The sequence below is a fragment of the uncultured Streptococcus sp. genome (genome assembly GCF_901875575.1).
Lineage (GTDB): Bacteria > Bacillota > Bacilli > Lactobacillales > Streptococcaceae > Streptococcus.
In genome coordinates, this window is record NZ_CABFMF010000011.1 from 297582 (window position 1) to 321403 (window position 23822).

At 41.2% G+C, this 23822-nt stretch carries 25 protein-coding genes; 19 read left to right on the forward strand and 6 right to left on the reverse strand.

The window, feature by feature from the left end:
• Positions 1-56: 56 nt before the first annotated feature.
• From gndA to tig, 11 genes are all read left to right on the forward strand, one after another.
• Positions 57-1481, forward strand: a complete 1425-nt coding sequence (gene gndA, locus QZ114_RS04090; RefSeq protein ID WP_295499932.1) for an NADP-dependent phosphogluconate dehydrogenase — start codon at positions 57-59, stop codon at positions 1479-1481.
• 11 nt (positions 1482-1492) lie between these two features.
• A complete protein-coding gene (locus QZ114_RS04095) occupies positions 1493-2182 on the forward strand; it encodes a response regulator transcription factor (protein WP_295499934.1) in 690 nt (229 codons plus the stop codon).
• 213 nt (positions 2183-2395) lie between these two features.
• Complete coding sequence (gene mvk, locus QZ114_RS04100; protein ID WP_295499936.1) at positions 2396-3274, forward strand: mevalonate kinase; 879 nt, start codon at positions 2396-2398, stop codon at positions 3272-3274.
• Complete coding sequence (mvaD, locus tag QZ114_RS04105; RefSeq protein WP_295499938.1) at positions 3256-4209, forward strand: diphosphomevalonate decarboxylase; 954 nt, start codon at positions 3256-3258, stop codon at positions 4207-4209. Before mvk ends, mvaD begins: the two co-directional genes overlap by 19 nt.
• Complete coding sequence (locus tag QZ114_RS04110) at positions 4196-5203, forward strand: phosphomevalonate kinase (protein ID WP_295499940.1); 1008 nt, start codon at positions 4196-4198, stop codon at positions 5201-5203. The genes mvaD and QZ114_RS04110 overlap by 14 nt, the downstream gene beginning before the upstream one ends.
• A complete protein-coding gene (gene fni, locus QZ114_RS04115) occupies positions 5187-6197 on the forward strand; it encodes a type 2 isopentenyl-diphosphate Delta-isomerase (protein ID WP_295499942.1) in 1011 nt (336 codons plus the stop codon). Before QZ114_RS04110 ends, fni begins: the two co-directional genes overlap by 17 nt.
• Before the next feature lie 76 nt (positions 6198-6273).
• A complete protein-coding gene (liaF, locus tag QZ114_RS04120; RefSeq protein ID WP_295499944.1) occupies positions 6274-6972 on the forward strand; it encodes a cell wall-active antibiotics response protein LiaF in 699 nt (232 codons plus the stop codon).
• Positions 6969-7964, forward strand: coding sequence for a sensor histidine kinase (locus QZ114_RS04125; protein WP_295499946.1), 996 nt, complete (start codon positions 6969-6971; stop codon positions 7962-7964). Before liaF ends, QZ114_RS04125 begins: the two co-directional genes overlap by 4 nt.
• Before the next feature lie 13 nt (positions 7965-7977).
• Positions 7978-8610, forward strand: coding sequence for a response regulator transcription factor (locus QZ114_RS04130; RefSeq protein ID WP_295499947.1), 633 nt, complete (start codon positions 7978-7980; stop codon positions 8608-8610).
• A complete protein-coding gene (locus QZ114_RS04135) occupies positions 8611-9276 on the forward strand; it encodes a DNA alkylation repair protein (protein ID WP_295499949.1) in 666 nt (221 codons plus the stop codon).
• 83 nt (positions 9277-9359) lie between these two features.
• Positions 9360-10643 (forward strand): trigger factor, encoded by a 1284-nt coding sequence (tig, locus tag QZ114_RS04140; RefSeq protein ID WP_295499951.1) that lies wholly within the window; start codon positions 9360-9362, stop codon positions 10641-10643.
• Between the two features lie 129 nt (positions 10644-10772).
• On the opposite strand, the gene QZ114_RS04145 is transcribed toward tig, so the two are convergent.
• Genes QZ114_RS04145 through QZ114_RS04165 form a run of 5 tightly spaced genes read right to left on the reverse strand, consistent with a single transcriptional unit; the run spans position 10773 to position 12941 of the window.
• A complete protein-coding gene (locus QZ114_RS04145) occupies positions 10773-11249 on the reverse strand; it encodes a glutathione peroxidase (protein ID WP_295499953.1) in 477 nt (158 codons plus the stop codon).
• Positions 11246-11824, reverse strand: coding sequence for a DUF3278 domain-containing protein (locus QZ114_RS04150; protein ID WP_295499955.1), 579 nt, complete (start codon positions 11822-11824; stop codon positions 11246-11248). The genes QZ114_RS04145 and QZ114_RS04150 overlap by 4 nt, the downstream gene beginning before the upstream one ends.
• Positions 11825-11836: 12 nt before the next feature.
• On the reverse strand, positions 11837-12178 hold the full coding sequence (locus QZ114_RS04155) for a hypothetical protein (protein ID WP_295499957.1): 342 nt from the start codon (positions 12176-12178) through the stop codon (positions 11837-11839).
• Positions 12179-12188: 10 nt separating this feature from the next.
• Positions 12189-12731: a DUF3278 domain-containing protein gene (locus QZ114_RS04160; protein ID WP_295499959.1), complete on the reverse strand. Its 543-nt coding sequence runs from the start codon at positions 12729-12731 to the stop codon at positions 12189-12191.
• A gap of 15 nt (positions 12732-12746) precedes the next feature.
• Positions 12747-12941, reverse strand: coding sequence for a helix-turn-helix transcriptional regulator (locus tag QZ114_RS04165; RefSeq protein ID WP_001082471.1), 195 nt, complete (start codon positions 12939-12941; stop codon positions 12747-12749).
• Between the two features lie 166 nt (positions 12942-13107).
• On the opposite strand from QZ114_RS04165, the gene rsmH reads away from it, so the two are divergent.
• The 6 genes from rsmH to uvrC all read left to right on the forward strand — a co-directional run bounded on the left by rsmH (position 13108) and on the right by uvrC (position 20713).
• Complete coding sequence (gene rsmH, locus QZ114_RS04170; protein WP_295499961.1) at positions 13108-14058, forward strand: 16S rRNA (cytosine(1402)-N(4))-methyltransferase RsmH; 951 nt, start codon at positions 13108-13110, stop codon at positions 14056-14058.
• 9 nt (positions 14059-14067) lie between these two features.
• Positions 14068-14385, forward strand: a complete 318-nt coding sequence (gene ftsL, locus QZ114_RS04175; protein ID WP_295499963.1) for a cell division protein FtsL — start codon at positions 14068-14070, stop codon at positions 14383-14385.
• 3 nt (positions 14386-14388) lie between these two features.
• Complete coding sequence (gene pbp2X, locus QZ114_RS04180) at positions 14389-16641, forward strand: penicillin-binding protein PBP2X (RefSeq protein ID WP_295499965.1); 2253 nt, start codon at positions 14389-14391, stop codon at positions 16639-16641.
• 1 nt (position 16642) lies between these two features.
• Positions 16643-17623 carry a phospho-N-acetylmuramoyl-pentapeptide-transferase gene (mraY, locus tag QZ114_RS04185; RefSeq protein WP_295499968.1) on the forward strand — a complete coding sequence of 327 codons (981 nt, stop codon included), beginning with the start codon at positions 16643-16645 and terminating at the stop codon, positions 17621-17623.
• Positions 17624-18131: 508 nt separating this feature from the next.
• Positions 18132-18833: a M57 family metalloprotease gene (locus QZ114_RS04190; protein WP_295499970.1), complete on the forward strand. Its 702-nt coding sequence runs from the start codon at positions 18132-18134 to the stop codon at positions 18831-18833.
• Between the two features lie 38 nt (positions 18834-18871).
• Complete coding sequence (uvrC, locus tag QZ114_RS04195; RefSeq protein ID WP_295499972.1) at positions 18872-20713, forward strand: excinuclease ABC subunit UvrC; 1842 nt, start codon at positions 18872-18874, stop codon at positions 20711-20713.
• Between the two features lie 75 nt (positions 20714-20788).
• Here uvrC and QZ114_RS04200 read toward each other — a convergent pair whose 3' ends face one another.
• Positions 20789-21589, reverse strand: a complete 801-nt coding sequence (locus QZ114_RS04200) for an amino acid ABC transporter substrate-binding protein (protein ID WP_295499974.1) — start codon at positions 21587-21589, stop codon at positions 20789-20791.
• Positions 21590-21759: 170 nt separating this feature from the next.
• Here QZ114_RS04200 and QZ114_RS04205 point away from each other — a divergent pair, with 170 nt between their 5' ends.
• Both QZ114_RS04205 and pepV read left to right on the forward strand, forming a co-directional pair.
• The gene (locus QZ114_RS04205) at positions 21760-22365 is read left to right on the forward strand and encodes a nitroreductase family protein (protein WP_295499975.1); all 606 of its coding nucleotides are present in this window, start codon (positions 21760-21762) and stop codon (positions 22363-22365) included.
• A 12-nt stretch (positions 22366-22377) separates the two neighbouring features.
• A complete protein-coding gene (gene pepV / locus QZ114_RS04210) occupies positions 22378-23778 on the forward strand; it encodes a dipeptidase PepV (RefSeq protein WP_295499977.1) in 1401 nt (466 codons plus the stop codon).
• The last annotated feature ends 44 nt before the right edge of the window (positions 23779-23822 follow it).

Sequence of the window (23822 nt, forward strand, 5' to 3'; positions counted from 1 at the left end):
TTCTTTTCAAAAGTAAAAATGATAAAATAAAACAAATCAAATAAGAGGAGTGTCACATGACAAAAGCTAACTTTGGTGTTGTTGGTATGGCCGTAATGGGTCGTAACCTTGCCCTTAATATTGAATCTCGTGGTTACATAGTTGCTATTTACAACCGTAGTAAAGAAAAAACTGAAGATGTAATTGCTTGCCATCCTGAAAAGAACTTTGTACCAAGCTATGACGTTGAAAGTTTTGTAAACTCAATCGAGAAACCTCGTCGTATCATGCTCATGGTTCAAGCTGGACCTGGTACAGATGCTACTATCCAAGCCCTTCTTCCACACCTTGACAAGGGTGATATCTTGATTGACGGAGGAAACACTTTCTACAAAGATACAATCCGTCGTAATGAAGAATTGGCAAACTCAGGTATCAATTTTATCGGTACTGGAGTTTCTGGTGGTGAAAAAGGTGCCCTTGAAGGTCCTTCTATCATGCCTGGTGGACAAAAAGAGGCCTACGAATTGGTTGCTGATGTTCTTGAGGAAATCTCAGCTAAAGCACCAGAAGATGGTAAACCATGTGTGACTTACATCGGTCCTGATGGAGCGGGTCACTACGTGAAGATGGTCCATAACGGGATCGAGTATGGTGATATGCAATTGATCGCAGAAAGCTATGACTTGATGCAACACTTTCTAGGTCTTTCTGCAGAAGATATGGCTGAAATCTTTACTGAGTGGAACAAGGGAGAATTGGACAGCTACTTGATTGAAATCACAGCTGATATCTTGAGCCGTAAAGACGATGAAGGTCAAGATGGACCAATTGTAGACTATATCCTTGATGCTGCAGGTAACAAGGGAACTGGTAAATGGACTAGTCAATCATCACTTGACCTTGGTGTGCCATTGTCACTAATCACTGAGTCAGTATTTGCACGTTACATTTCAACTTACAAGGAAGAACGTGTACATGCTAGCAAGGTTCTTCCAAAACCAGCTGACTTCAAGTTTGAAGGAGACAAGGCTGAGTTGATTGAAAAAATCCGTCAAGCCCTTTACTTCTCAAAAATCATTTCATATGCACAAGGTTTTGCGCAATTGCGTGTAGCTTCTAAAGAAAACAACTGGAATCTGCCATTTGCAGACATTGCATCTATCTGGCGTGATGGCTGTATCATCCGTTCTCGTTTCTTGCAAAAGATTACAGATGCTTACAACCGTGATGCAGACCTTGCTAACCTTCTTTTGGATGAGTACTTCTTGGATGTTACTGCTAAGTACCAACAAGCAGTGCGTGATATCGTAGCTCTTGCTGTTCAAGCTGGTGTGCCAGTGCCAACTTTCTCAGCAGCTATCACTTACTTTGATAGCTATCGTTCAGCTGACCTTCCAGCTAACTTGATTCAAGCACAACGTGACTACTTTGGTGCCCACACTTACCAACGTAAAGACAAAGAAGGGACCTTCCACTACTCTTGGTATGACGAAAAATAAGTAGGTTTGCCATGAGGAAACGGATTTTATTACTTGAGAAAGAACGAAATCTAGCTCATTTTTTAAGTTTGGAACTCCAAAAAGAGCAATACCGAGTTGATCAGGTTGAGGAGGGGCAAAAAGCTCTCTCCATGGCTTTTCAGACAGACTATGACTTGATTTTATTGAACGCTCATCTGGGGGATATGACAGCCCAGGATTTTGCAGATAAGCTGAGTCGGACTAAGCCGGCTTCAGTCATCATGGTCTTGGACCATCGAGAAAAATTGCAAGATCAGATTGATACAATCCAACGCTTCGCCGTTTCTTACATCTATAAGCCGGTTATTATTGATGATTTGGTAGCTCGTATTTCAGCGATTTTCCGAGGTCGAGACTTTATCGACCAACACTGTAGTCAGATGAAGGTTCCAACATCTTACCGCAATCTGCGTATGGATGTAGAACATCATACCGTTTATCGTGGCGAGGAGATGATTGCCCTGACTCGTCGTGAGTATGACCTTTTGGCTACTCTTATGGGAAGCAAGAAAGTTCTGACTCGTGAGCAGTTGTTGGAAAGTGTCTGGAAGTATGAAAGTGCGACTGAAACTAATATCGTGGATGTCTATATCCGTTATCTACGTAGCAAGCTTGATGTAAAAGGTCAAAAAAGCTACATTAAAACCGTTCGTGGTGTTGGTTACACCATGCAAGAATAGAAAAGCAGTTGCAGTTGTGTAACTGCTTTTCTTGTATTTTTAAAAATACCTAAACTAGATTTTTGATAAATACTTCTTTAGGATAAACATCATGAAAAGAAGTGACTGTGAAAGGAAACAATCGCTTTTTTTATGAAAATATAATAAAATAGATAGAAGAAAATAAATACTAGTTTTAAAATAAGACGGTTTTTCGTCTAACAAAAGGAAAGAATGATAAAAGAAGTGGGTGTCGGTCAGGCACATAGTAAAATTATTTTAATAGGTGAGCATGCGGTCGTTTATGGTTATCCTGCTATTTCCTTGCCTCTCTTAGAAGTGGAGGTGACTTGTAAGGTGGTCCCAGCTAAAAGCCCCTGGCGTCTTTATGAGGAAGATACCTTGTCTATGGCGGTTTATGCTTCGCTAGAGTATTTAGATATTAAAGAGGCATGTATTCGCTGTGAGATCGATTCGGCTATTCCTGAAAAACGGGGGATGGGATCGTCAGCTGCAATCAGTATTGCTGCCGTTCGTGCCGTCTTTGATTACTATCAGGCTCAACTTCCTCATGATGTCTTGGAAATTTTGGTCAATCGAGCAGAGATGATTGCCCATATGAATCCTAGTGGGTTAGATGCCAAGACCTGTCTCAGTGACCAACCTATTCGCTTTATTAAAAATATAGGATTTACAGAGCTTGAGATGGAACTATCCACCTATTTGGTAATTGCAGATACGGGCGTTTATGGTCACACTCGTGAAGCCATCCAAGTGGTTCAAAGTAAGGGGAAGGATGCCCTACCGTTTTTGCATGCCTTGGGGGAATTGACCCAGCAGGCAGAGGATGCGATTTCACGAAAAGATGCTGAAGGACTGGGACAAATCCTCAGTCAAGCACATTTACATCTAAAAGAAATTGGTGTTAGTAGCCCTGAGGCAGATTCTTTGGTTGAAACGGCTCTTAGCTATGGTGCTCTGGGTGCCAAGATGAGTGGTGGTGGGCTTGGAGGCTGTATCATAGCCTTGGCAGACAATTTGATAGACGCACAAGAACTAGCAGAAAGATTAGAAGAGAAAGGAGCTGTTCAGACATGGATAGAGAGCCTGTAACAGTACGTTCCTACGCAAATATTGCTATTATCAAATATTGGGGAAAGAAAAAAGAAAAAGAGATGGTTCCTGCTACTAGCAGTATTTCTTTGACTTTGGAAAATATGTACACAGAGACGACCTTGTCGCCTCTACCAGCTCATGCGACGGCTGATGCCTTTTATATCAATGGTCAGCTACAAAATGAGGCGGAGCATGCCAAGATGAGTAAGATTATTGATCGCTACCGTCCAGCTGGTGAGGGCTTTATCCGTATCGATACTCAAAACAATATGCCTACGGCAGCGGGTCTGTCCTCAAGTTCTAGTGGTTTGTCTGCCCTAGTCAAGGCTTGCAATGCCTATTTCAAGCTTGGATTGGATAGAAGCCAGTTAGCGCAGGAAGCTAAGTTTGCCTCAGGTTCTTCTTCTCGGAGTTTTTATGGACCACTCGGTGCCTGGGATAAGGATAGTGGAGAAATTTACCCTGTAGAGACAGACTTGAAACTAGCTATGATGATGTTGGTGCTAGAGGACAAGAAAAAACCAATCTCTAGTCGTGACGGGATGAAACTTTGTGTGGAAACTTCGACGACTTTTGACGACTGGGTGCGCCAGTCTGAGAAAGACTATCAGGATATGCTGGTTTATCTCAAGGAAAATAACTTTACAAAGGTTGGGGAATTGACTGAAAAAAATGCCCTGGCTATGCACGCTACGACAAAAACAGCATCACCAGCTTTTTCTTATCTGACCGATGCATCTTATGAAGCCATGGACTTTGTTCGTCAGCTTCGTGAGCAAGGAGAGGCCTGCTACTTTACTATGGATGCTGGTCCCAATGTCAAGGTCCTCTGTCAGGAGAAAGACTTGGAGCATTTATCAGACATCTTCGGTCAACGTTATCGCTTGATTGTGTCAAAAACAAAGGATTTGAGCCAAGATGATTGCTGTTAAAACTTGCGGAAAACTCTATTGGGCAGGTGAATATGCTATTTTAGAGCCTGGGCAGTTGGCCTTGATAAAGGCCATTCCCATCTATATGAGGGGAGAGATTGCTTTTTCTGACAGTTATCGTATCTACTCAGACATGTTTGATTTTGCAGTGGACTTGACGCCAAATCCTGACTACAGCTTGATTCAAGAAACGATTGCTTTAGTGGAAGATTTCCTCGTTTATCGTGGGCAGATTTTGCGACCTTTTTCTTTGGAAATTCGAGGAAAAATGGAACGAGAAGGGAAAAAGTTTGGTTTAGGCTCTAGTGGCAGCGTCGTTGTCTTGGTTGTCAAGGCTTTGCTGGCTCTGTATAATCTTTCGGTTGATCAGGATCTCTTGTTCAAGCTGGCCAGTGCTGTCTTGCTCAAGCGCGGAGACAATGGTTCTATGGGAGACCTTGCCTGTATTGTGACAGAAGATTTGGTTCTCTACCAGTCATTTGATCGTCAGAAGGTAGCAGCTTGGTTGAAAGAAGAAAACTTGGCGACAGTTCTGGAGCGTGATTGGGGCTTTTCAATTTCACAAGTGAAACCAACTTTAGAATGTGATTTCCTAGTGGGATGGACCAAGGAAGTGGCTGTATCGAGTCATATGGTCAAGCAAATCAAGCAGAACATAAATCAGAATTTTTTAAGTTCCTCAAAAGAAATGGTGACTTGTTTGGTAGAAGCCTTGGAGCAGGGGAAGTCAGAAAAAATTATCGAGCAGGTAGAAAGAGCCAGCAAGCTCTTAGAAGGCTTGAGCGCAGATATTTACACGCCTTCGCTTAGACAGTTGAAAGAAGTCAGTCAAGATTTGCAGGTTGTTGCCAAGAGTAGCGGCGCTGGTGGTGGTGACTGTGGTATTGCCTTGAGTTTTAATGCGCAATCAACCGAAACCTTAAAAAATCGTTGGCTCAATCTGGGGATTGAGCTCTTATATCAAGAAAGGATAGGACATGACGACAAATCGTAAGGACGAGCATATCCGCTATGCCCTTGAGCAGAAAAGTTCCTATAATAGCTTTGATGAGGTGGAGCTGATTCATTCTTCCCTGCCTCTTTACGATCTGGATGAAATCGATCTTTCGACAGAATTTGCTGGTCAGAAGTGGGACTTTCCTTTTTATATCAATGCCATGACGGGTGGAAGCGATAAGGGAAGAGAAATCAATCAAAAGCTGGCTAAAGTGGCGGAAGCCTGTGGTATTTTATTTGTAACGGGTTCTTATAGCGCAGCCCTCAAAGATCCAGCAGATGCCTCTTTTTCTGTCAGATCTAGTCATCCAAATCTTCTACTTGGAACCAATATTGGATTAGACAAACCTGTTGAGTTCGGTCTTCGGACTGTAGAAGAGATGAAACCTCTCCTCCTGCAGGTGCATGTTAATGTCATGCAGGAATTACTCATGCCAGAGGGAGAAAGAACGTTCAGAAACTGGCAATCGCATCTAGCAGACTATAGCAAGCAAATCCCCGTTCCTGTTATTCTCAAGGAAGTAGGCTTTGGAATGGATGCAAAGACCATTGAGAGAGCCTATGAACTAGGTGTTCGTACAGTGGACCTTTCGGGTCGTGGTGGTACCAGCTTTGCCTACATTGAAAATCGTCGCAGTGGCCAGCGTGATTACCTCGATCAATGGGGGCAGTCCACCATGCAGGCCCTTCTCAATGCCCAAGAATGGAAAGACAAGGTCGAACTCTTGGTCAGTGGAGGGGTTCGGAATCCGCTGGATATGATTAAGTGCTTGGTCTTTGGTGCCAAGGCTGTGGGGCTGTCTCGAACAGTTCTGGAATTGGTTGAAACCTACACAGTTGAAGAAGTGATTAGCATTATCCAAGACTGGAAAGCAGATCTACGCTTGATTATGTGTGCCCTTAATTGTGCCACCATAGCAGATCTGCAAAAAGTAGACTATCTTCTATATGGAAAATTAAAAGAAGCAAATGATCAGATGAAAAAGGCGTAACCACCGCCTTTTTTCCATCTGCAGACCGAGGTGACTTTTTTGAATTGTGATAAAATAGAGGGGAGAGGATGAACCTATGAGAAAATTTAAAATCTTTTTATTTATTGAAGCCTGTCTTTTGACAGGAGCTCTGATTTTGATGGTTTCAGAGCATTTTTCGCGTTTTCTGCTGATTCTATTCCTCTTTTTGCTTTTGGTTCGTTATTACACTGGTAAAGAGGGCAATAATCTTCTTTTAGTGGTGGCAAGCATTCTCTTCTTTTTCATCGTCATGCTCAATCCTTTTGTGATTCTAGCTATTTTTGTTGCGGTTATCTATAGCCTCTTTCTTCTTTATCCGATGATGAACCAGGAAAAAGAGCAGACAAATTTGGTTTTTGAAGAGGTTGTGACGGTTAAGAAGGAGAAAAATCGTTGGTTTGGAAATCTTCATCATTTTTCAAGCTACCAGACTTGCCAGTTTGATGATATCAATCTCTTTCGCCTCATGGGTAAGGACACTATTCATCTGGAGAGGGTCATCCTAACCAATCACGATAATGTCATTATCCTCAGAAAGATGGTAGGGACGACTAAAATCATTGTGCCTGTAGATGTGGAAGTCAGTCTCAGCGTTAACTGTCTCTATGGTGATTTGACTTTCTTCAACCAGCCAAGGCGAGCCCTCCGCAATGAACACTATCATCAGGAAACAAGAGACTATCTCAAGAGTAACAAGAGTGTCAAGATTTTCTTGACTACTATGATTGGAGATGTGGAGGTGGTCAGAGGATGAAAAAACAAGCCTATGTAATCATTGCTCTCACCTCCTTATTATTTGTCTTATTTTTCTCCCATAGCTTGTTGGAAATCCTTGATTTTGACTGGTCTATTTTCTTGCACGATGTCGAAAAAATAGAAAAATTTGTCTTTTTGTTGTTGGTATTCAGCATGTCCATGACCTGTCTCTTAGCCCTGTTTTGGAGAGGTGTCGAAGAGCTCTCTCTAAGAAAAATGCAGGTTAATCTCAAGCGTTTATTGGCAGGGCAAGAAGTGGTTCAGGTTGCAGATCAAGATTTGGATGCCAGTTTCAAGTCCTTATCTGTCAAACTCAATCTCTTGACAGAGACTCTTCAAAAGGCTGAAAATTACAGCCTTGCTCAGGAAGAGAAAATCATCGAGAAGGAACGGAAGCGGATTGCTCGGGATTTGCACGATACAGTCAGTCAGGAGTTGTTTGCGGCCCACATGATTTTATCAGGCGTCAGTCAGCAGGCTTTGAAATTGGATAGAGAAAAGATGCAGACCCAGTTGCAGAGTGTCACAGCTATTTTAGAAACAGCCCAGAAGGATTTACGGGTCTTGCTCTTGCATTTGCGACCAGTTGAACTGGAGCAGAGAAGTCTGGTTGAGGGAATTCAAATTCTCTTAAAAGAGCTTGAGGACAAGAGTGATCTCAAGGTTGCTTTCAAGCAAAATGTGACGAAATTGCCTAAGAAAATCGAGGAGCATATCTTCCGTATCTTGCAAGAGTTGATTAGCAATACCCTCCGCCATGCGCAGGCCTCTTGTTTGGATGTTTACCTCTATCAGACAGATTTTGAATTGCAGCTGAAGGTGGTGGACAATGGGATTGGTTTCCAGTTAGGGAGCTTAGACGACTTGAGTTATGGACTCCGTAATATCAAGGAGCGGGTTGAAGATATGGCAGGGACGGTTCAGTTATTGACAGCGCCTAAACAAGGGCTGGCAGTTGACATTCGTATTCCCCTGCTCGATAAGGAATGATAAAGGAGTAAAGATGAAAATTTTACTGGTAGATGACCACGAAATGGTCCGATTGGGCTTGAAAAGCTACTTTGACCTCCAAGACGATGTAGAAGTTGTGGGTGAGGCGTCTAACGGGTCTCAAGGGATTGACTTGGCCTTGGAATTGCGTCCAGATGTCATTGTCATGGATATTGTCATGCCTGAGATGAATGGGATTGATGCGACCTTGGCTATCCTCAAAGAATGGCCTGAAGCCAAGATTTTGATTGTGAGTTCTTATTTGGACAATGAAAAAATCATGCCTGTCTTAAATGCAGGTGCTCGTGGCTATATGCTCAAGACTTCTAGTGCCGACGAACTGCTCCATGCTGTCCGTAAGGTGGCTGCTGGGGAGCTGGCTATTGAACAAGAGGTCAGCAAAAAAGTCGAATACCACCGCAATCACATAGAACTACATGAGGACCTGACTGCGCGTGAGCGAGATGTACTCCAACTCATCGCCAAGGGCTACGAAAATCAGCGCATAGCAGACGAACTTTTTATCTCTCTCAAGACGGTCAAGACCCACGTGTCCAATATCCTAGCCAAACTTGAAGTCAGCGATCGCACACAGGCTGCAGTCTATGCCTTTCAGCATCACTTGGTAGGGCATGAGGAGTTTTAGATGAGTCTAACAGATTTACTTGTTGAGCTAGAAGCAGCAAAAGATTCAAAAAAGGCAGGGCCCATGGAAGCCTATATGCGCCATCAGTTTTTCTTCCTAGGTATAGCGGCTCCTGAAAGAAATGCACTCTATAAAAAATACTTTCCAAAAGCGAAAAAAACAAAGATTATCGACTGGAATTTTGTAGATACTTGCTGGGAAAAAGAGTCTAGAGAATTCCAGTATGTGGCGGCCAATTATTTGAAAGCTATGCAGTCTTATCTAACGGAGAACGATTTGCCTAAGCTAGAGCAATTGGTTGTTACCAAATCTTGGTGGGATACGGTGGATATCCTAGATCGAGTAGTAGGGAGTTTGGTGTATGATAAGCCGGAACTGGGAAAAATAATCCTTCAATGGAGCTTGTCAGATAATATCTGGCTGAGACGCGTCGCTATTGACCACCAGTTGTTAAGAAAAGAGAAGACCAATGTTCAATTACTGGAAAAGATTCTGCTTCATAATTTGAACCAAACAGAATTCTTTATCAATAAAGCCATTGGCTGGGCTTTGAGAGACTACTCCAAAACCAATCCAGCTTGGGTAGCATGCTTCATTGAGAAAAACAAGGAAAGAATGGCTGACCTTAGTATCAAAGAAGCAAGCAAGTACCTCCAGCGTGATTGAAAAGCGCATTCATTGCTTGAAAAAAGTCGCCCATTTATGTTATAATAGACTGTATTTAAAAAATTTTAAGGAGAAATGACAGAATGTCTGTATCATTTGAAAACAAAGAAACAAACCGTGGTGTCTTGACTTTCACTATCTCTCAAGACCAAATTAAACCAGAATTGGATCGTGTCTTCAACTCAGTGAAGAAATCTCTTAATGTTCCAGGTTTCCGTAAAGGTCACCTTCCACGCCCTATCTTCGACAAAAAATTTGGTGAAGAGTCACTTTACCAAGACGTTATGAACGCTCTTTTGCCAAACGCTTATGAAGCAGCTGTAAAAGAAGCTGGTCTTGAAGTGGTTGCTCAACCAAAAATTGATGCAACTTCAATGGAAAAAGGTCAAGACTGGGTTATCACTGCTGAAGTCGTTACAAAACCTGAAGTAAAATTGGGTGACTACAAAAACCTTGAAGTATCAGTTGATCTAGAAAAAGAAGTAACTGACGCTGACGTTGAAGAGCGTATCGAACGCGAACGCAACAACTTGGCTGAATTGGTTATCAAGGAAGCTGCTGCTGAAAACGGTGACACTGTTGTCATCGACTTCCTTGGTTCTATCGACGGTGTTGAATTTGACGGTGGAAAAGGTGAAAACTTCTCACTTGGACTTGGTTCAGGTCAATTCATCCCTGGTTTCGAAGATCAATTAGTAGGTCACTCAGCTGGTGAAACTGTTGATGTTATCGTAACATTCCCAGAAGATTACCAAGCAGAAGACCTTGCAGGTAAAGAAGCTAAATTCGTGACAACTATCCACGAAGTAAAAGCGAAAGAAGTTCCAGCTCTTGACGATGAGCTTGCAAAAGACATTGACGAAGAAGTTGAAACACTTGCTGAATTGAAAGAAAAATACCGCAAGGAATTGGCTGCTGCTAAAGAAGAAGCTTACAAAGATGCCGTTGAGGGTGCAGCAATCGATAAAGCTGTAGAAAACGCTGAAATCGTAGAACTTCCAGAAGAAATGATCCACGAAGAAGTTCACCGTTCAGTAAACGAATTCCTTGGAAACTTGCAACGTCAAGGTATCAACCCTGACATGTACTTCCAAATCACTGGAACTACTCAAGAAGACCTTCACAAACAATACGAGGGAGAAGCTGAGTCACGTACTAAGACTAACCTTGTTATTGAAGCAGTTGCTAAAGCTGAAGGATTTGACGCTTCAGAAGAAGAAATCCAAAAAGAAATCGAGCAATTAGCAGCAGACTACAACATGGAAGTTGCTCAAGTACAAAACTTACTTTCTGCTGACATGTTGAAACATGATATCACAATCAAAAAAGCTGTGGAGTTGATCACAAGCACAGCGACAGTAAAATAATCTTTTAAAAAGTTAAAAACCACCTGTATAGGTGGTTTTTCTTGTTTAATACTAATTAAAACTTGGAGTTTTAATTAGTATTAAACCCTATATAATTGAGTTGAAGAATGAAATAGTGAAAATTCAAGATCAAAGTAAGGCTTGGATGGCCTCTTCAATTTGTTTAGGGTCTGTTTTGGAAGAGAAGCGTTCAAAGACCTGCCCATCTCGACCGATGAGAAACTTAGCGAAATTCCATTCGATTCGTTTTCCTAGTGGACCAGATTTCTGGTCTTTCAACCAAACATAGAGAGAATCTGCTTCTTTGCCGTTGACTTTGACCTTGGCAAAATGTGGGAAGGTGGTCTGATAATGTAGGCTACAGAAGGCGTTGATTTCCTCTGCACTACCTGGTGCTTGTCCCATAAACTGATTGCAAGGGAAGTCTAAAATCTCAAAACCTTGTTCTTGATAGTGGTCATAGAGTTCTTGGAGTCCTTGGTACTGGGGCGTTAAACCACATCCAGTAGCAGTATTGACAACCAAGAGAACCTTACCACGATAGGCATCTAGGAGAATCGTTTGCTTGTCTTGGTTCAAGACTGAAAAATCGTATAGTGAAGTCATTGCTTGCTTTTCTCCTTCTGTTTGGTATTTTTAGGAGTTTTTTCCTCCTGTAGGGATAGAAAGCCGTAGGTCAGGGTTCCAAAAATGCTACCGATAATCAGGCCATACATCAGAAGAGGAACACTTTTATCGAATTGCAGGAGCAATTTTCCAAAATCTGAAAGGGACATCTGCTGAACGAAGACTTTATGAAAGATGAGTAGGGTAAAGAGGCCAATCTGAAGACCGATAAACACAACCCAGCTTCGGAATTTGATTTGGGCTTTGCTGTAGGTTTTGAGGATGATTTCTGACTTGTCATCTTTTTCCAGATGGAGTTCTTTGACGGCTCTTTGAGTTTTTAAAGTAATGAAAAAAATGAGTCCAGAGTAAACGTAGGGCATGGCATAGCGAACGGCTTCTATGAAGCGTCCAAATAATAGATAAAACAAGAAGAGGAAGAAGGAAGAATAAACGATTTGAATCATAGAGCGGGCACAAGCTTTGTAGATAATCTCTTGTCGGCATTCATCAAAAGGGCCTTGGATGTGAAAGAGATTTCGAAGTAAGCGAGTGGTTAAGTCTTCTTTTTTCATGCTAGTAACCTCCTAAATGATCGGTTCTTGATTGACTTCTTTAACGAGTTGATAGAGATAATAAAGATAAGTGATAGAAGAAAGGATAGCGATAGTGAGCAGTAAATAATAATTCCAATTGCCTGAGACGAGCATCAGTTGTGGAAAAGATAGAATTATAAAGTATAGTGCTAAGTTGAGTATGCGTGTTTTTGGGGAGTCAATCTTTAGATAAGTCAGTCCTTTGTTAAGTGCTGGAAAAAAGACTAGCACGAGGAATATCTCTCTGATTGGCAAGTTCCCTGAAACGATGATGAAGATGAGCAGAGAACTGAACAAAAGATGATAGGTAAGTAAAGTTAGTAATGATTTCATAGGGCACCTCCTAATCATTATCCTGATCTTTCTTGGCTTTTGCAATGCGACGGGAGATGAGGAACTGTATGCTCGCTCCGAAGAAAATAGAACCGAGAATGCTTGATACACCATTTCTTATAGTGAGGAGAGAATGAAAATAGTCCTGACCTTCACCTATGAGTATACTGAGAAGAGGAGTTATAAAAAACATCCATAGACCAAAGAACAAACCTGCTTTAAGACCTGGATAGTATAGTTGCTTACTTTCTTTCTCGCTCAGCATATCTGGATCAATAGCTGTAATCCCTGTTTTTTTCATTTGGTAGGTGACATAGCCAGCAGAGATGAGGGCAATCACTAAAATCAGAGGAGGATAGATTAGAGCCACTTCTTGAGGGTATTTATAGGCCAGAAGGAGTGGAATAAGATTTCCGAAAATCATCAGATAAAAGAGGACGATAAAGACTTGGTTGCCGATACGATCAGCCTCGCGTCGTTTGTATTCGTCAAGGGGACCAGAAATACCGTATGTGCGCTTGATCAGTTTTTCAGTGAAGGTTTCTTTTTTCATGAGTTTTCTCCTTTTTTAAAAATTATCCTCCCAAAAGAGACTGTTGAGGTCAGTTTGGAGGCTGCGGGCGAGATTGAGACAGAGTTCCAGAGTTGGGTTGTACTTGTCGTTCTCAATCATATTGATGGTTTGTCTCGAGACACCGATATCCTTGGCTAGTTCGAGCTGGGAAATACCTAGTTCCTTGCGAAATTCTTTCACACGATTCATCTGTTCTCCTTTCTGATTTTGTGTCGCATATATTTGACTATATTATATTCTTCTATGGAGCGAATGTCAAGCATATTTGACATATTTCTTAAAGAAATCTTACTTTTCTTGACCTATTTGTCTGACTAGTGCAAGCTAGTCGGATTTGTGGTAAAATAGATAGGATATGACAAAAGAATTTCATCATGTAACGGTCTTACTCCACGAAACGATTGATATGCTCGACGTAAAGCCTGACGGTATCTACGTTGATGCGACCTTGGGTGGAGCGGGCCATAGCGAATATTTATTAAGTAAATTAAGTGAAAAGGGCCATCTCTATGCCTTTGACCAAGATCAAAATGCTATTGATAATGCGCAAAAACGCTTGGCACCCTACATTGAAAAGGGAATGGTGACCTTTATCAAGGATAACTTCCGTCATTTACAGGCACGTTTGCGCGAAGCTGGTGTTCAGGAAATTGATGGAATTTGTTATGACTTGGGAGTGTCTAGTCCTCAATTGGATCAGCGTGAGCGTGGTTTTTCTTATAAAAAGGATGCGCCACTGGACATGAGGATGAATCAGGATGCTAGTCTGACAGCTTATGAAGTGGTGAACCATTATGACTATCATGACTTGGTTCGTATTTTCTTCAAATATGGCGAGGACAAATTCTCTAAACAGATCGCGCGTAAGATTGAACAGGCACGTGAAATGAAGCCAATCGAGACAACGACTGAGTTGGCTGAGATTATCAAGTCGGCTAAGCCTGTCAAGGAGCTCAAGAAGAAGGGCCATCCTGCCAAGCAGATTTTCCAGGCTATTCGAATCGAGGTTAATGACGAGCTTGGTGCTGCAGATGAATCTATTCAGCAGGCCATGGATTTGTTGGCTATTGGTGGTAGAATTTCGGTGATTACTTTTCATTCGCTAGAAGATCGTTTGACCAAGCAATTGTTCAAGGAAGCTTCAACGGTTGAAGTTCCTAAAGGTTTACCTTTCATTCCAGATGATCTAAAACCTAAGATGGAATTAGTATCCCGTAAACCAATCATGCCAAGTGCTGAGGAGTTAGAAGCAAACAACCGTTCGCATTCAGCCAAGTTGCGTGTAGCCAGAAAAATTCACATGTAAGAGGGGAAAATGGCAGAAAGAATTGAAAAAACAAGTCAGTTATTACAAGCTAAATTTAAGAGATTTTCACGAGTAGAGAAGTTTTTTTATCTTTCTATTGCTTTTACAGCACTCGTTCTAGCAGTTAGTATTATTTTTATCCAAACACGACTCCTGCAGGTGCAAAGTGATTTGACGAAAATGAATGCACAAATAGAGGAGAAAAAAACGGAGTTAGATGATGCGAAGCAGGAAGTAAATGAGTTGATTCGTTTAGAAAGATTGAAAGAAATAGCAAATAAAAAAGATTTGAAATTGAATAATGAAAATATCCGAGCAGCGGAGTAATATATGAAGTGGACAGAAAAAATAATTCGATTTGCGATTAAAAATCGTAAATCTCCATCAATAAATCGTCGTAAAGTGGGACGGAACCTTAGTTTACTATCAGTTTTCCTTTTTTTGATATTTTTGATAAATTTTGCCGCCATTATAGGTACAGGAAATCGTTTTGGGACAGATTTGGTTAAAGAAGCCAAGAAAGTACACCAAATTACTCGAATTGTTCCTGCTCATAGAGGAACTATCTATGATCGAAATGGTATTCCTATTGCTGAAGATGCGACGTCTTATAACGTTTATGCTATTATTGATGAGAAATACAAGTCGGCAACTGGTAAAATTCTATATGTAGAGAAATCACAGTTCAATAAAGTGGCTGAAGTTTTTCATAAGTATTTGGATATAGATGAGTCGTATGTAAAAGATCAGTTATCACAACCAAATCTAAATCAAGTTTCATTTGGTGCAAAAGGAAATGGTATTACTTTTGCAAATATGACTGCTATAAAAAAAGAATTAAAAGATGCAAATGTTGAGGGTGTTGATTTTACCACTAGTCCTAATCGAAGTTATCCTAATGGACAGTTTGCTTCATCTTTTATAGGTTTGGCTCAACTTCATGAGAACGAAGATGGAAGTAAAAGTCTTTTGGGAACATCTGGGATGGAAAGTTCTTTGAATAGTATCCTAGCAGGAACAGATGGTATTGTTACTTATGAAAAGGACCGTCAGGGAAACATTGTACCAGGTACTGAAGAGGCTTATCAACAAACAGTTGATGGTAAAGATGTTTACACAACAATTTCTAGCACTCTCCAATCCTTTATGGAAACTCAAATGGATGCCTTTCAAGAAAAGCTCAAAGCTAAGTATGTGAATGCAACGCTTGTGAGTGCGAAGACAGGTGAAATCCTTGCAACGACACAGCGTCCAACTTTTGATGCGGATACCAAAGAAGGACTTACAAAAGACTTTGTTTGGCGAGATATTCTTTATCAAAGTAACTATGAGCCCGGTTCAACAATGAAAGTTATGACACTAGCTTCTTCTATTGATAATAAGACTTTCCCTGAGGGGGAATATTTCAATAGTAGTGAGTTAAGAATAGCAGATGTTACCATTCGAGATTGGGACGTTAACGGAGGATTAACTACAGGTGGGACAATGACTTTTTCTCAAGGTTTTGCTCACTCTAGTAATGTGGGGATGACTCTTCTTGAGCAAAAGATGGGAGATGCGACTTGGTTAGATTATCTAAACCGCTTTAAGTTTGGATATCCAACTCGTTTTGGTTTAACAGATGAATATGCAGGTCAACTTCCGGCTGATAATGTTGTCAATATTGCACAAAGTTCCTTTGGACAAGGGATTTCAGTTACACACACTCAAATGTTACGAGCCTTTACAGCTATTGCAAATGACGGAGTCATGCTAGAACCTAAATTTATTAGTGCTATCTACGATCCAAACAATCAATCTGTACGTAAGTCTCAAAAAGAGATTGTAGGGAATCCTGTTTCAAAAGATGCAGCAAGTACGACTCGTAATCATATGGTGCTTGTTGGGACAGATCCTTTTTATGGGACCATGTATAATCATAGTACAGGTCAACCGATCATCACAGTTCCTGGACAAAATGTAGCCGTTAAGTCTGGTACAGCGCAAATTGCAGATGAAAAAAATGGTGGGTATCTGGTTGGTGATACGAATTATATTTTTTCAGCAGTATCCATGAATCCTACAGAAAATCCTGATTTCATTTTATATATAACAGTGCAACAACCGGAGCATTATGTAGTTACTCAGATGGGAGACTTTGCAAATCCAATCTTAGAGAGAGCTGTTGCAATGAAAGAATCCCTTAATCTTCAATCAACAGCTAAAAATTTAGAGCAGGTAAATAGCAAAACTTCTTATGCAATGCCGAGTATTAAAGATATATCCCCTGGTGACTTAGCAGAAGCTTTACGACGTAATATCGTGCAACCGATTGTACTTGGGACTGGAACAAAGATTAAAGAGGCTTCTGTAGCTGAAGGAAAAAATATTGAACCCAATGAGCAAGTTCTCCTTTTATCTGATAAGGTAGAAGAAATTCCAGATATGTACGGTTGGACAAAAGCGACTGCTGAAAAATTTGCAAAGTGGTTGGATATTGAACTTGAATTTGAAGGTTCGGGTTCCTTTGTTCAGAAGCAGGATGTTCGTGCTAGTACAGCTTTAAAGAACATCAAAAATATTAAATTAACTTTAGGAGACTAATATGTTTATTTCTATTACTGCTGGGATTGTGACATTTTTACTAACTGTGGTAGGAATTCCAGCTTTTATACAGTATTATAGAAAGGCACAGATTACAGGCCAGCAAATGCACGAGGATGTCAAACAGCATCAAGCAAAAGCTGGTACTCCAACCATGGGAGGACTTGTATTCCTTATTGCAGCAGTTGTCGTGAGTTTCCTTTTTGCTCTTTTCACCCAACAGTTAACAAATAATGTTGGTATGATTTTGTTTATATTAGTGTTATATGGTCTGGTAGGTTTTTTGGATGACTTCCTTAAGGTTTTTCGTAAGATCAATGAGGGATTGAATCCGAAACAGAAATTAGCTCTTCAACTTTTAGGAGGAATTGTTTTTTACCTCTTTTATGAGCGTGGAGGAGATGTTCTTTCTGTCTTTGGTTATCCAGTTCATTTAGGTTTTTTCTATATTGTCTTCGCACTATTCTGGCTAGTCGGTTTTTCAAATGCTGTTAATTTGACAGACGGGATTGATGGTCTAGCTAGTATTTCTGTGGTTATCAGTCTTTCTGCTTATGGAGTTATTGCCTATGTGCAAGGTCAGATGGATATTCTTCTAGTGATTCTTACCATGATTGGTGGTTTGCTAGGATTCTTCGTATTTAACCATAAACCTGCTAAGGTTTTCATGGGTGATGTAGGAAGTTTAGCACTTGGTGGAATGCTTGCAGCTATTTCGATGGCTTTACATCAAGAATGGACTCTTTTGATTATTGGGATTATCTATGTTTTTGAAACAACTTCTGTAATGATGCAAGTGAGTTATTTCAAGCTATCAGGCGGTAAACGAATCTTTAGAATGACTCCTGTTCATCACCATTTTGAGCTGGGAGGATTGTCTGGTCAAGGAAATCCATGGAGTGAGTGGAAGGTTGATTTCTTCTTTTGGGGAGTTGGTCTGGTGGCAAGTTTATTGACATTGACTTTCTTGTATTTGATTTAAAGCTATAAGGAAGCTTATTATTTATTTTTATCTATTTCATTAACGTTTGCTAGATTGAAACGGAAAAGATAGATTCGAAAAAGACTGAGTATTTGTAAATAACGAGGGAACCGCTCTAATCATTGAAGGTTTCCTCGTTTTAATGACTCTTTGCCAACTCTAGTGGATTTAAGAAAAGCTAAGATCGAGAAAGGACAAATTTCGTCCTTTCTTTTTTGATGTTCAGAGCGATAAAAATCCGTTTTTTTGAAGTTTTCAAAGTTCCGAAAAACAAAGTAATTTTGTTTGGTAGGTGTAATATTAGTCAAATTTGGAGGAGGGGCTTTTCGAAGTAGAAAATCTCTTGCAACACAATGTTAAAAAATGAGTACCACTTTATTTTGAAAGATTATTTAACTGACTTTTAGATTTCTTTTAGTTTTTTTCAGTACAATAAGAAATCTATCTTTCTTATGAGATGCCATGCTTGTAAAGATAGGTTTTTATTTTTTAGGAAAGGTAGGAAACTATGCTCTGGATTTTTCGGGTCTTTTTAAAACTTATTTTAGGTATCTGGCGTTTGTTTTGGAGTCTGATCTGGACTCTAGTTCTCCTACTAGTCCTTGCCTTTGGATTTCTTTGGTATCTAACTGGAGACATGAACACTGCATTGAGTCAAATCGAAAAGGTAGGAAAAATTGGTCAAGGTGGTTGGTATCAATGGAAGGATACGGGAAGTCTTGAAATCTTATTCCAGACAGACAATCACCAGCATGCGGAAGCCAAGTGGCCACAGGCTTCTGCTCGTATTTACCTGGATCCGCAGATGGATTCAGGATTTCAAGAGACATATTTAGAAGCGATTCAGAACTGGAATCAAACTGGTGCCTTTAAGTTTGAACTGGTGACTGAGGCCAGCAAGGCGGATATCTTGGCTACGGAGATGAATGACGGAGGTGCTCCTGTGGCAGGAGAGGCAGAAAGTCAGACCAATCTCTTAACAGGGCAATTCTTTTCTGTCACGGTACGGTTGAATCACTATTATCTGTCCAATCCTAACTATGGCTATTCCTATGAGCGCATTGTCCACACGGCAGAACATGAGTTGGGTCATGCGATTGGCTTGAACCATACAGATGAGAAGTCTGTGATGCAACCAGCAGGTTCTTTTTATGGTATCCAGGAAGAGGATGTCGAAAGACTTCGAAAATTATATGAGATCAATGAGTAGGGGGCTATCTTTCCCTACTTTTTTGCTATAATGGAACTATGAATAACTTGATTAAATCAAAACTAGAGCTTTTGCCGACCAGCCCTGGCTGTTACATTCACAAGGATAAAAACGCTACTATTATCTATGTAGGAAAGGCTAAAAATCTGCGTAACCGCGTGAGGTCTTATTTCCGTGGAAGTCATGATACCAAAACAGAGGCTTTAGTGTCTGAAATTGTGGATTTTGAATTTATTGTTACGGAGTCCAATATTGAGGCACTTCTCCTTGAAATCAACTTGATCAAGGAAAACAAGCCCAAGTACAATATCATGCTCAAGGATGATAAGTCTTATCCTTTCATCAAAATCACCAATGAACGCTATCCTCGTTTGATTATTACCCGTCAGGTCAAGAAGGACGGAGGTCTCTACTTTGGTCCCTATCCAGATGTGGGGGCAGCCAATGAAATCAAGCGGTTGCTGGATCGAATTTTCCCTTTTAGAAAGTGTACCAATCCACCGTCTAAGGTCTGTTTTTACTACCATATCGGCCAGTGTATGGCCCACACTATCTGTAAGAAGGATGAGGCCTACTTTAAGTCTATGGCTCAGGAGGTTTCTGATTTCCTAAAAGGACAGGATGACAAAATCATCGATGAACTCAAGGGCAAAATGGCAGCTGCAGCCCAGTCTATGGAGTTTGAACGTGCAGCGGAATATCGTGACCTGATTCAGGCCATTGGAACACTTCGGACCAAGCAACGGGTCATGGCTAAGGATCTCCAAAACCGCGATGTCTTTGGCTACTATGTAGACAAGGGATGGATGTGTGTTCAGGTTTTCTTTGTCCGTCAGGGCAAGCTCATTGAGCGCGATGTCAATCTTTTTCCCTACTACAACGATCCGGATGAGGATTTTTTGACCTACGTGGGACAATTTTATCAAGAAAAATCTCATCTGGTTCCTAATGAGGTGCTGATTCCACAGGATATCGATGAAGAAGCTGTCAAGGCCTTGGTGGATACCAAGATTCTTAAACCCCAGCGTGGAGAGAAAAAGCAGCTGGTCAATCTGGCTATAAAGAATGCTCGAGTCAGCCTAGAGCAGAAATTCAACCTGCTAGAGAAATCTGTCGAAAAGACTCAGGGGGCTATTGAAAATCTAGGACGTTTGCTCCAAATCCCAACCCCAGTTCGTATCGAATCTTTCGATAACTCCAACATCATGGGGACCAGTCCTGTTTCAGCCATGGTAGTCTTTGTCAATGGAAAACCCAGTAAAAAGGATTACCGTAAGTATAAAATCAAGACTGTGGTTGGACCAGACGACTATGCTAGTATGCGAGAGGTCATTCGCAGACGCTATGATCGAGTACAGCGTGAGGCTTTAAACCCGCCAGATTTGATTGTGATTGATGGGGGACAAGGTCAGGTCAATATCGCCAAGCAAGTCATCCAAGAGGAACTGGGCTTGGATATCCCCATTGCAGGTCTGCAAAAGAATGACAAGCACCAAACCCATGAATTGCTCTTTGGAGATCCGCTTGAGGTGGTGGAGTTATCTCGCAATTCTCAGGAATTTTTCCTCCTCCAACGCATTCAAGATGAGGTTCACCGCTTTGCTATCACCTTCCACCGCCAACTGCGCTCTAAAAATTCCTTTTCATCACAACTAGATGGAATTGAAGGGCTGGGACCTAAACGCAAGCAAAATCTTATGAAGCATTTCAAGTCTCTAACCAAAATCAAGGAAGCCAGTGTGGATGAGATTGTCGAAGTTGGAGTACCTAGAGCCGTTGCAGAGGCTGTGCAGAGGAAGTTGAACCCGCAGGAGGAAGTGGAATTGGCTCAAGTTGCGGAAGAAAAAGTAGATTATCAAACGGAAACTGGACATGATTAAAAGGAAGTTTCTTTGTCTTGAATTGAATTGTTCAAACTAAAAACGATTGAGCCAGCCAATCGTTTTTAGTATATCTTACTGTAACTGAGATTTATCTGGGAGATAAGAACCACCTAGATAAGTATTGCTGAGTTTTTCAAGGGTTCCATCTTGGTAGAGTTCTTTGAGCGCTTTATCAAATTTCTCTTTAAACTCTTTTTGGTCGCTTGAGAAAACGATATAGTTGTTGGGACTATCGGCAGAAGGTAAATCAACGACTGAGAGATCTAAGCCACGGTCCTTGATAATCTTTTGAACTGATACCTTGTCAAAAACTAGGAAATCAAATTCACCGTTAGAGAGGTCTAAGATTCGTTTACCGATATCCTCGCCAGAAAAATCAATTGTAGCGGGATTGTCAGTGTGTTTTTGATTCCAGTTATTGATGAATTGAGCGTTTGAAGTTCCAGTATCCTCCTGTGTTGTTTTGCCAGCGATTTGGTCAAGTGAAGTCAGAGGATTTTTCTTGTTGCTGACAAGGACGAGGGGATTGTTCGAAATTGGGAGTGAGTAAAGGTATTTTTCAGCACGCTCTTTTGTATAACTCAAGTTATTGGCTGCGGCTTGATAGTGACCAGAATCAAGTCCTGGGAAGATACTCTCCCAGGCAGTTCTTTGGAATTGAATCTCGTAGTCGCTGAGTTTTTCATCCACTGCTTTTAGAACTTCGATATCGAAGCCTGTCAGATTGCCCTTGTCTTCGTAGTCAAATGGCGGCACATCGCCAGCTGTAGCAACGACGATTGTCTTTTGGGAGTTAGTCTCTTTAGGTGTAGCTTGATTTCCACAGGCAACTAAAAGTGGGAGGATGGCTAGTAATAGGCTAAATTTTTTCATAATGTCTCCATTCAAATGTAAGTTATCTGCTAGTTTATCAGAAACTTTCCCGATAAACCAATATATATTTTTTATGTCTGTGATAAAAAAACTTAATCATGAAAAATTCCTGCAAGCTCTTTCAAAATATGGTAAAATGGAAGCAGTAGAATTAGAAAAGGAAATCGATTATGAAATTTCTTGAATTAAATAAAAAACGTCATGCGACCAAGCAGTTCATTGATAAGCCAGTTGATCCAAAAGATGTGCGTACGGCTATCGAAATCGCAACCTTGGCACCAAGCGTCCACAACAGCCAGCCTTGGAAATTTGTGGTCGTTCGTGAGAAAAATGCTGAATTGGCAAAGTTGGCTTATGGTTCAAACTTTGAACAGGTATCATCAGCGCCTGTAACCATTGCCTTGTTTACAGATACGGACCTTGCCAAACGTGCCCGTAAAATTGCCCGTGTCGGTGGGGCAAAGAATTTCTCAGAAGAACAACTACAATACTTCATGAAAAATTTGCCAGCTGAATTTGCCCGCTACAATGAGCAACAAGTCAGCGACTACCTGGCCCTCAATGCAGGTTTGGTTGCCATGAACTTGATTCTAGCTCTTACAGACCAAGGAATTGGCTCAAATCTTATCCTTGGTTTTGACAAATCAAAAGTCAACGAAGTTTTGGACATCGAAGACCGTTTCCGCCCAGAACTCTTGATTACAGTGGGTTATACGGACGAGAAATTAGAACCAAGCTACCGCTTGCCAGTAGATGAAATCATCGAGAAAAGATAGAAGGAAGATAATATGACAGCAATTGATTTTACAGCAGAAGTAGAAAAACGCAAAGAAGACCTTTTGGCTGACTTGTTTAGCCTTTTGGAAATCAACTCAGAACGTGATGATAGCAAGGTTGATGCCCAGCATCCCTTTGGACCTGGTCCAGTAAAAGCCTTGGAGAAATTCCTTGAAATCGCAGACCGTGATGGATATCCAACTAAGAATGTCGATAACTATGCAGGACATTTTGAGTTTGGTGATGGAGAAGAAGTTCTCGGAATCTTTGCCCACATGGATGTGGTGCCAGCTGGTAGCGGTTGGGACACAGATCCTTACACACCAACTATCAAAGATGGTCGCCTCTATGCGCGTGGGGCTTCTGATGACAAGGGACCTACAACAGCTTGCTACTATGGTTTGAAAATCATCAAAGAATTGGGCCTTCCAACTTCTAAGAAGGTTCGTTTCATTGTCGGAACAGACGAAGAATCAGGCTGGGCAGACATGGATTACTACTTCGAGCACGTAGGACTTGCGAAACCAGATTTTGGTTTCTCTCCAGACGCTGAATTCCCAATCATCAATGGTGAAAAAGGAAACATCACAGAATACCTCCACTTTGCAGGGGAAAATGCAGGTGCTACTCGTCTTCACAGCTTTACAGGTGGTTTGCGTGAAAACATGGTACCAGAATCAGCAACAGCAGTCGTTTCAGGTGATTTGGCTGACTTGCAAGCTAAACTAGATGCCTTTGTTGCAGAACACAAACTTAGAGGAGAACTCCAAGAAGAAGATGGCCAATACAAGGTGACGATCATTGGTAAATCAGCCCACGGTGCTATGCCTGCTTCAGGTGTCAATGGTGCGACTTACCTAGCCCTATTCCTTAGCCAGTTTGACTTTGCTGGTCCAGCCAAAGACTACCTTGACATCGCTGGAAAAATTCTTTTGAACGACCACGAGGGGGAAAATCTCAAGATTGCTCATGTGGATGAAAAGATGGGTGCTCTTTCTATGAATGCAGGCGTCTTCCGCTTTGATGAAACAAGTGCTGATAATACCATTGCCCTTAATATCCGCTATCCAAAAGGAACAAGTCCAGAACAAATCAAGTCAATTCTTGAAAACTTACCAGTTGCTTCTGTTAGCCTCTCTGAACACGGTCATACTCCTCACTATGTGCCAATGGAAGATCCACTTGTGCAAACCTTGTTGAATGTTTATGAAAAACAAACTGGCCTTAAAGGTCATGAGCAAGTCATCGGTGGTGGAACCTTTGGTCGCTTGCTAGAACGCGGAGTTGCCTACGGTGCCATGTTCCCAGACTCAATTGACACTATGCACCAAGCTAATGAATTTATCGCCTTGGATGATCTCTTCCGAGCAGCAGCAATCTATGCCGAAGCTATTTACGAATTGATCAAATAAAACGATAGAAGTCTGAGATTGTATGCTTAGACTTCTTTTTGGAG

Excerpts from the sequence above, each read along its gene's own strand:
- gndA (WP_295499932.1), top strand. The coding sequence starts at position 57 with ATGACAAAAGCTAACTTTGGTGTTGTTGGTATGGCCGTAATGGGTCGT.
- QZ114_RS04095 (WP_295499934.1), top strand. The coding sequence starts at position 1,493 with ATGAGGAAACGGATTTTATTACTTGAGAAAGAACGAAATCTAGCTCAT.
- mvk (WP_295499936.1), top strand. The coding sequence starts at position 2,396 with ATGATAAAAGAAGTGGGTGTCGGTCAGGCACATAGTAAAATTATTTTA.
- mvaD (WP_295499938.1), top strand. The coding sequence starts at position 3,256 with ATGGATAGAGAGCCTGTAACAGTACGTTCCTACGCAAATATTGCTATT.
- QZ114_RS04110 (WP_295499940.1), top strand. The coding sequence starts at position 4,196 with ATGATTGCTGTTAAAACTTGCGGAAAACTCTATTGGGCAGGTGAATAT.
- fni (WP_295499942.1), top strand. The coding sequence starts at position 5,187 with ATGACGACAAATCGTAAGGACGAGCATATCCGCTATGCCCTTGAGCAG.
- liaF (WP_295499944.1), top strand. The coding sequence starts at position 6,274 with ATGAGAAAATTTAAAATCTTTTTATTTATTGAAGCCTGTCTTTTGACA.
- QZ114_RS04125 (WP_295499946.1), top strand. The coding sequence starts at position 6,969 with ATGAAAAAACAAGCCTATGTAATCATTGCTCTCACCTCCTTATTATTT.
- QZ114_RS04130 (WP_295499947.1), top strand. The coding sequence starts at position 7,978 with ATGAAAATTTTACTGGTAGATGACCACGAAATGGTCCGATTGGGCTTG.
- QZ114_RS04135 (WP_295499949.1), top strand. The coding sequence starts at position 8,611 with ATGAGTCTAACAGATTTACTTGTTGAGCTAGAAGCAGCAAAAGATTCA.
- tig (WP_295499951.1), top strand. The coding sequence starts at position 9,360 with ATGTCTGTATCATTTGAAAACAAAGAAACAAACCGTGGTGTCTTGACT.
- QZ114_RS04145 (WP_295499953.1), bottom strand. The coding sequence starts at position 11,249 with ATGACTTCACTATACGATTTTTCAGTCTTGAACCAAGACAAGCAAACG.
- QZ114_RS04150 (WP_295499955.1), bottom strand. The coding sequence starts at position 11,824 with ATGAAAAAAGAAGACTTAACCACTCGCTTACTTCGAAATCTCTTTCAC.
- QZ114_RS04155 (WP_295499957.1), bottom strand. The coding sequence starts at position 12,178 with ATGAAATCATTACTAACTTTACTTACCTATCATCTTTTGTTCAGTTCT.
- QZ114_RS04160 (WP_295499959.1), bottom strand. The coding sequence starts at position 12,731 with ATGAAAAAAGAAACCTTCACTGAAAAACTGATCAAGCGCACATACGGT.
- QZ114_RS04165 (WP_001082471.1), bottom strand. The coding sequence starts at position 12,941 with ATGAATCGTGTGAAAGAATTTCGCAAGGAACTAGGTATTTCCCAGCTC.
- rsmH (WP_295499961.1), top strand. The coding sequence starts at position 13,108 with ATGACAAAAGAATTTCATCATGTAACGGTCTTACTCCACGAAACGATT.
- ftsL (WP_295499963.1), top strand. The coding sequence starts at position 14,068 with ATGGCAGAAAGAATTGAAAAAACAAGTCAGTTATTACAAGCTAAATTT.
- pbp2X (WP_295499965.1), top strand. The coding sequence starts at position 14,389 with ATGAAGTGGACAGAAAAAATAATTCGATTTGCGATTAAAAATCGTAAA.
- mraY (WP_295499968.1), top strand. The coding sequence starts at position 16,643 with ATGTTTATTTCTATTACTGCTGGGATTGTGACATTTTTACTAACTGTG.
- QZ114_RS04190 (WP_295499970.1), top strand. The coding sequence starts at position 18,132 with ATGCTCTGGATTTTTCGGGTCTTTTTAAAACTTATTTTAGGTATCTGG.
- uvrC (WP_295499972.1), top strand. The coding sequence starts at position 18,872 with ATGAATAACTTGATTAAATCAAAACTAGAGCTTTTGCCGACCAGCCCT.
- QZ114_RS04200 (WP_295499974.1), bottom strand. The coding sequence starts at position 21,589 with ATGAAAAAATTTAGCCTATTACTAGCCATCCTCCCACTTTTAGTTGCC.
- QZ114_RS04205 (WP_295499975.1), top strand. The coding sequence starts at position 21,760 with ATGAAATTTCTTGAATTAAATAAAAAACGTCATGCGACCAAGCAGTTC.
- pepV (WP_295499977.1), top strand. The coding sequence starts at position 22,378 with ATGACAGCAATTGATTTTACAGCAGAAGTAGAAAAACGCAAAGAAGAC.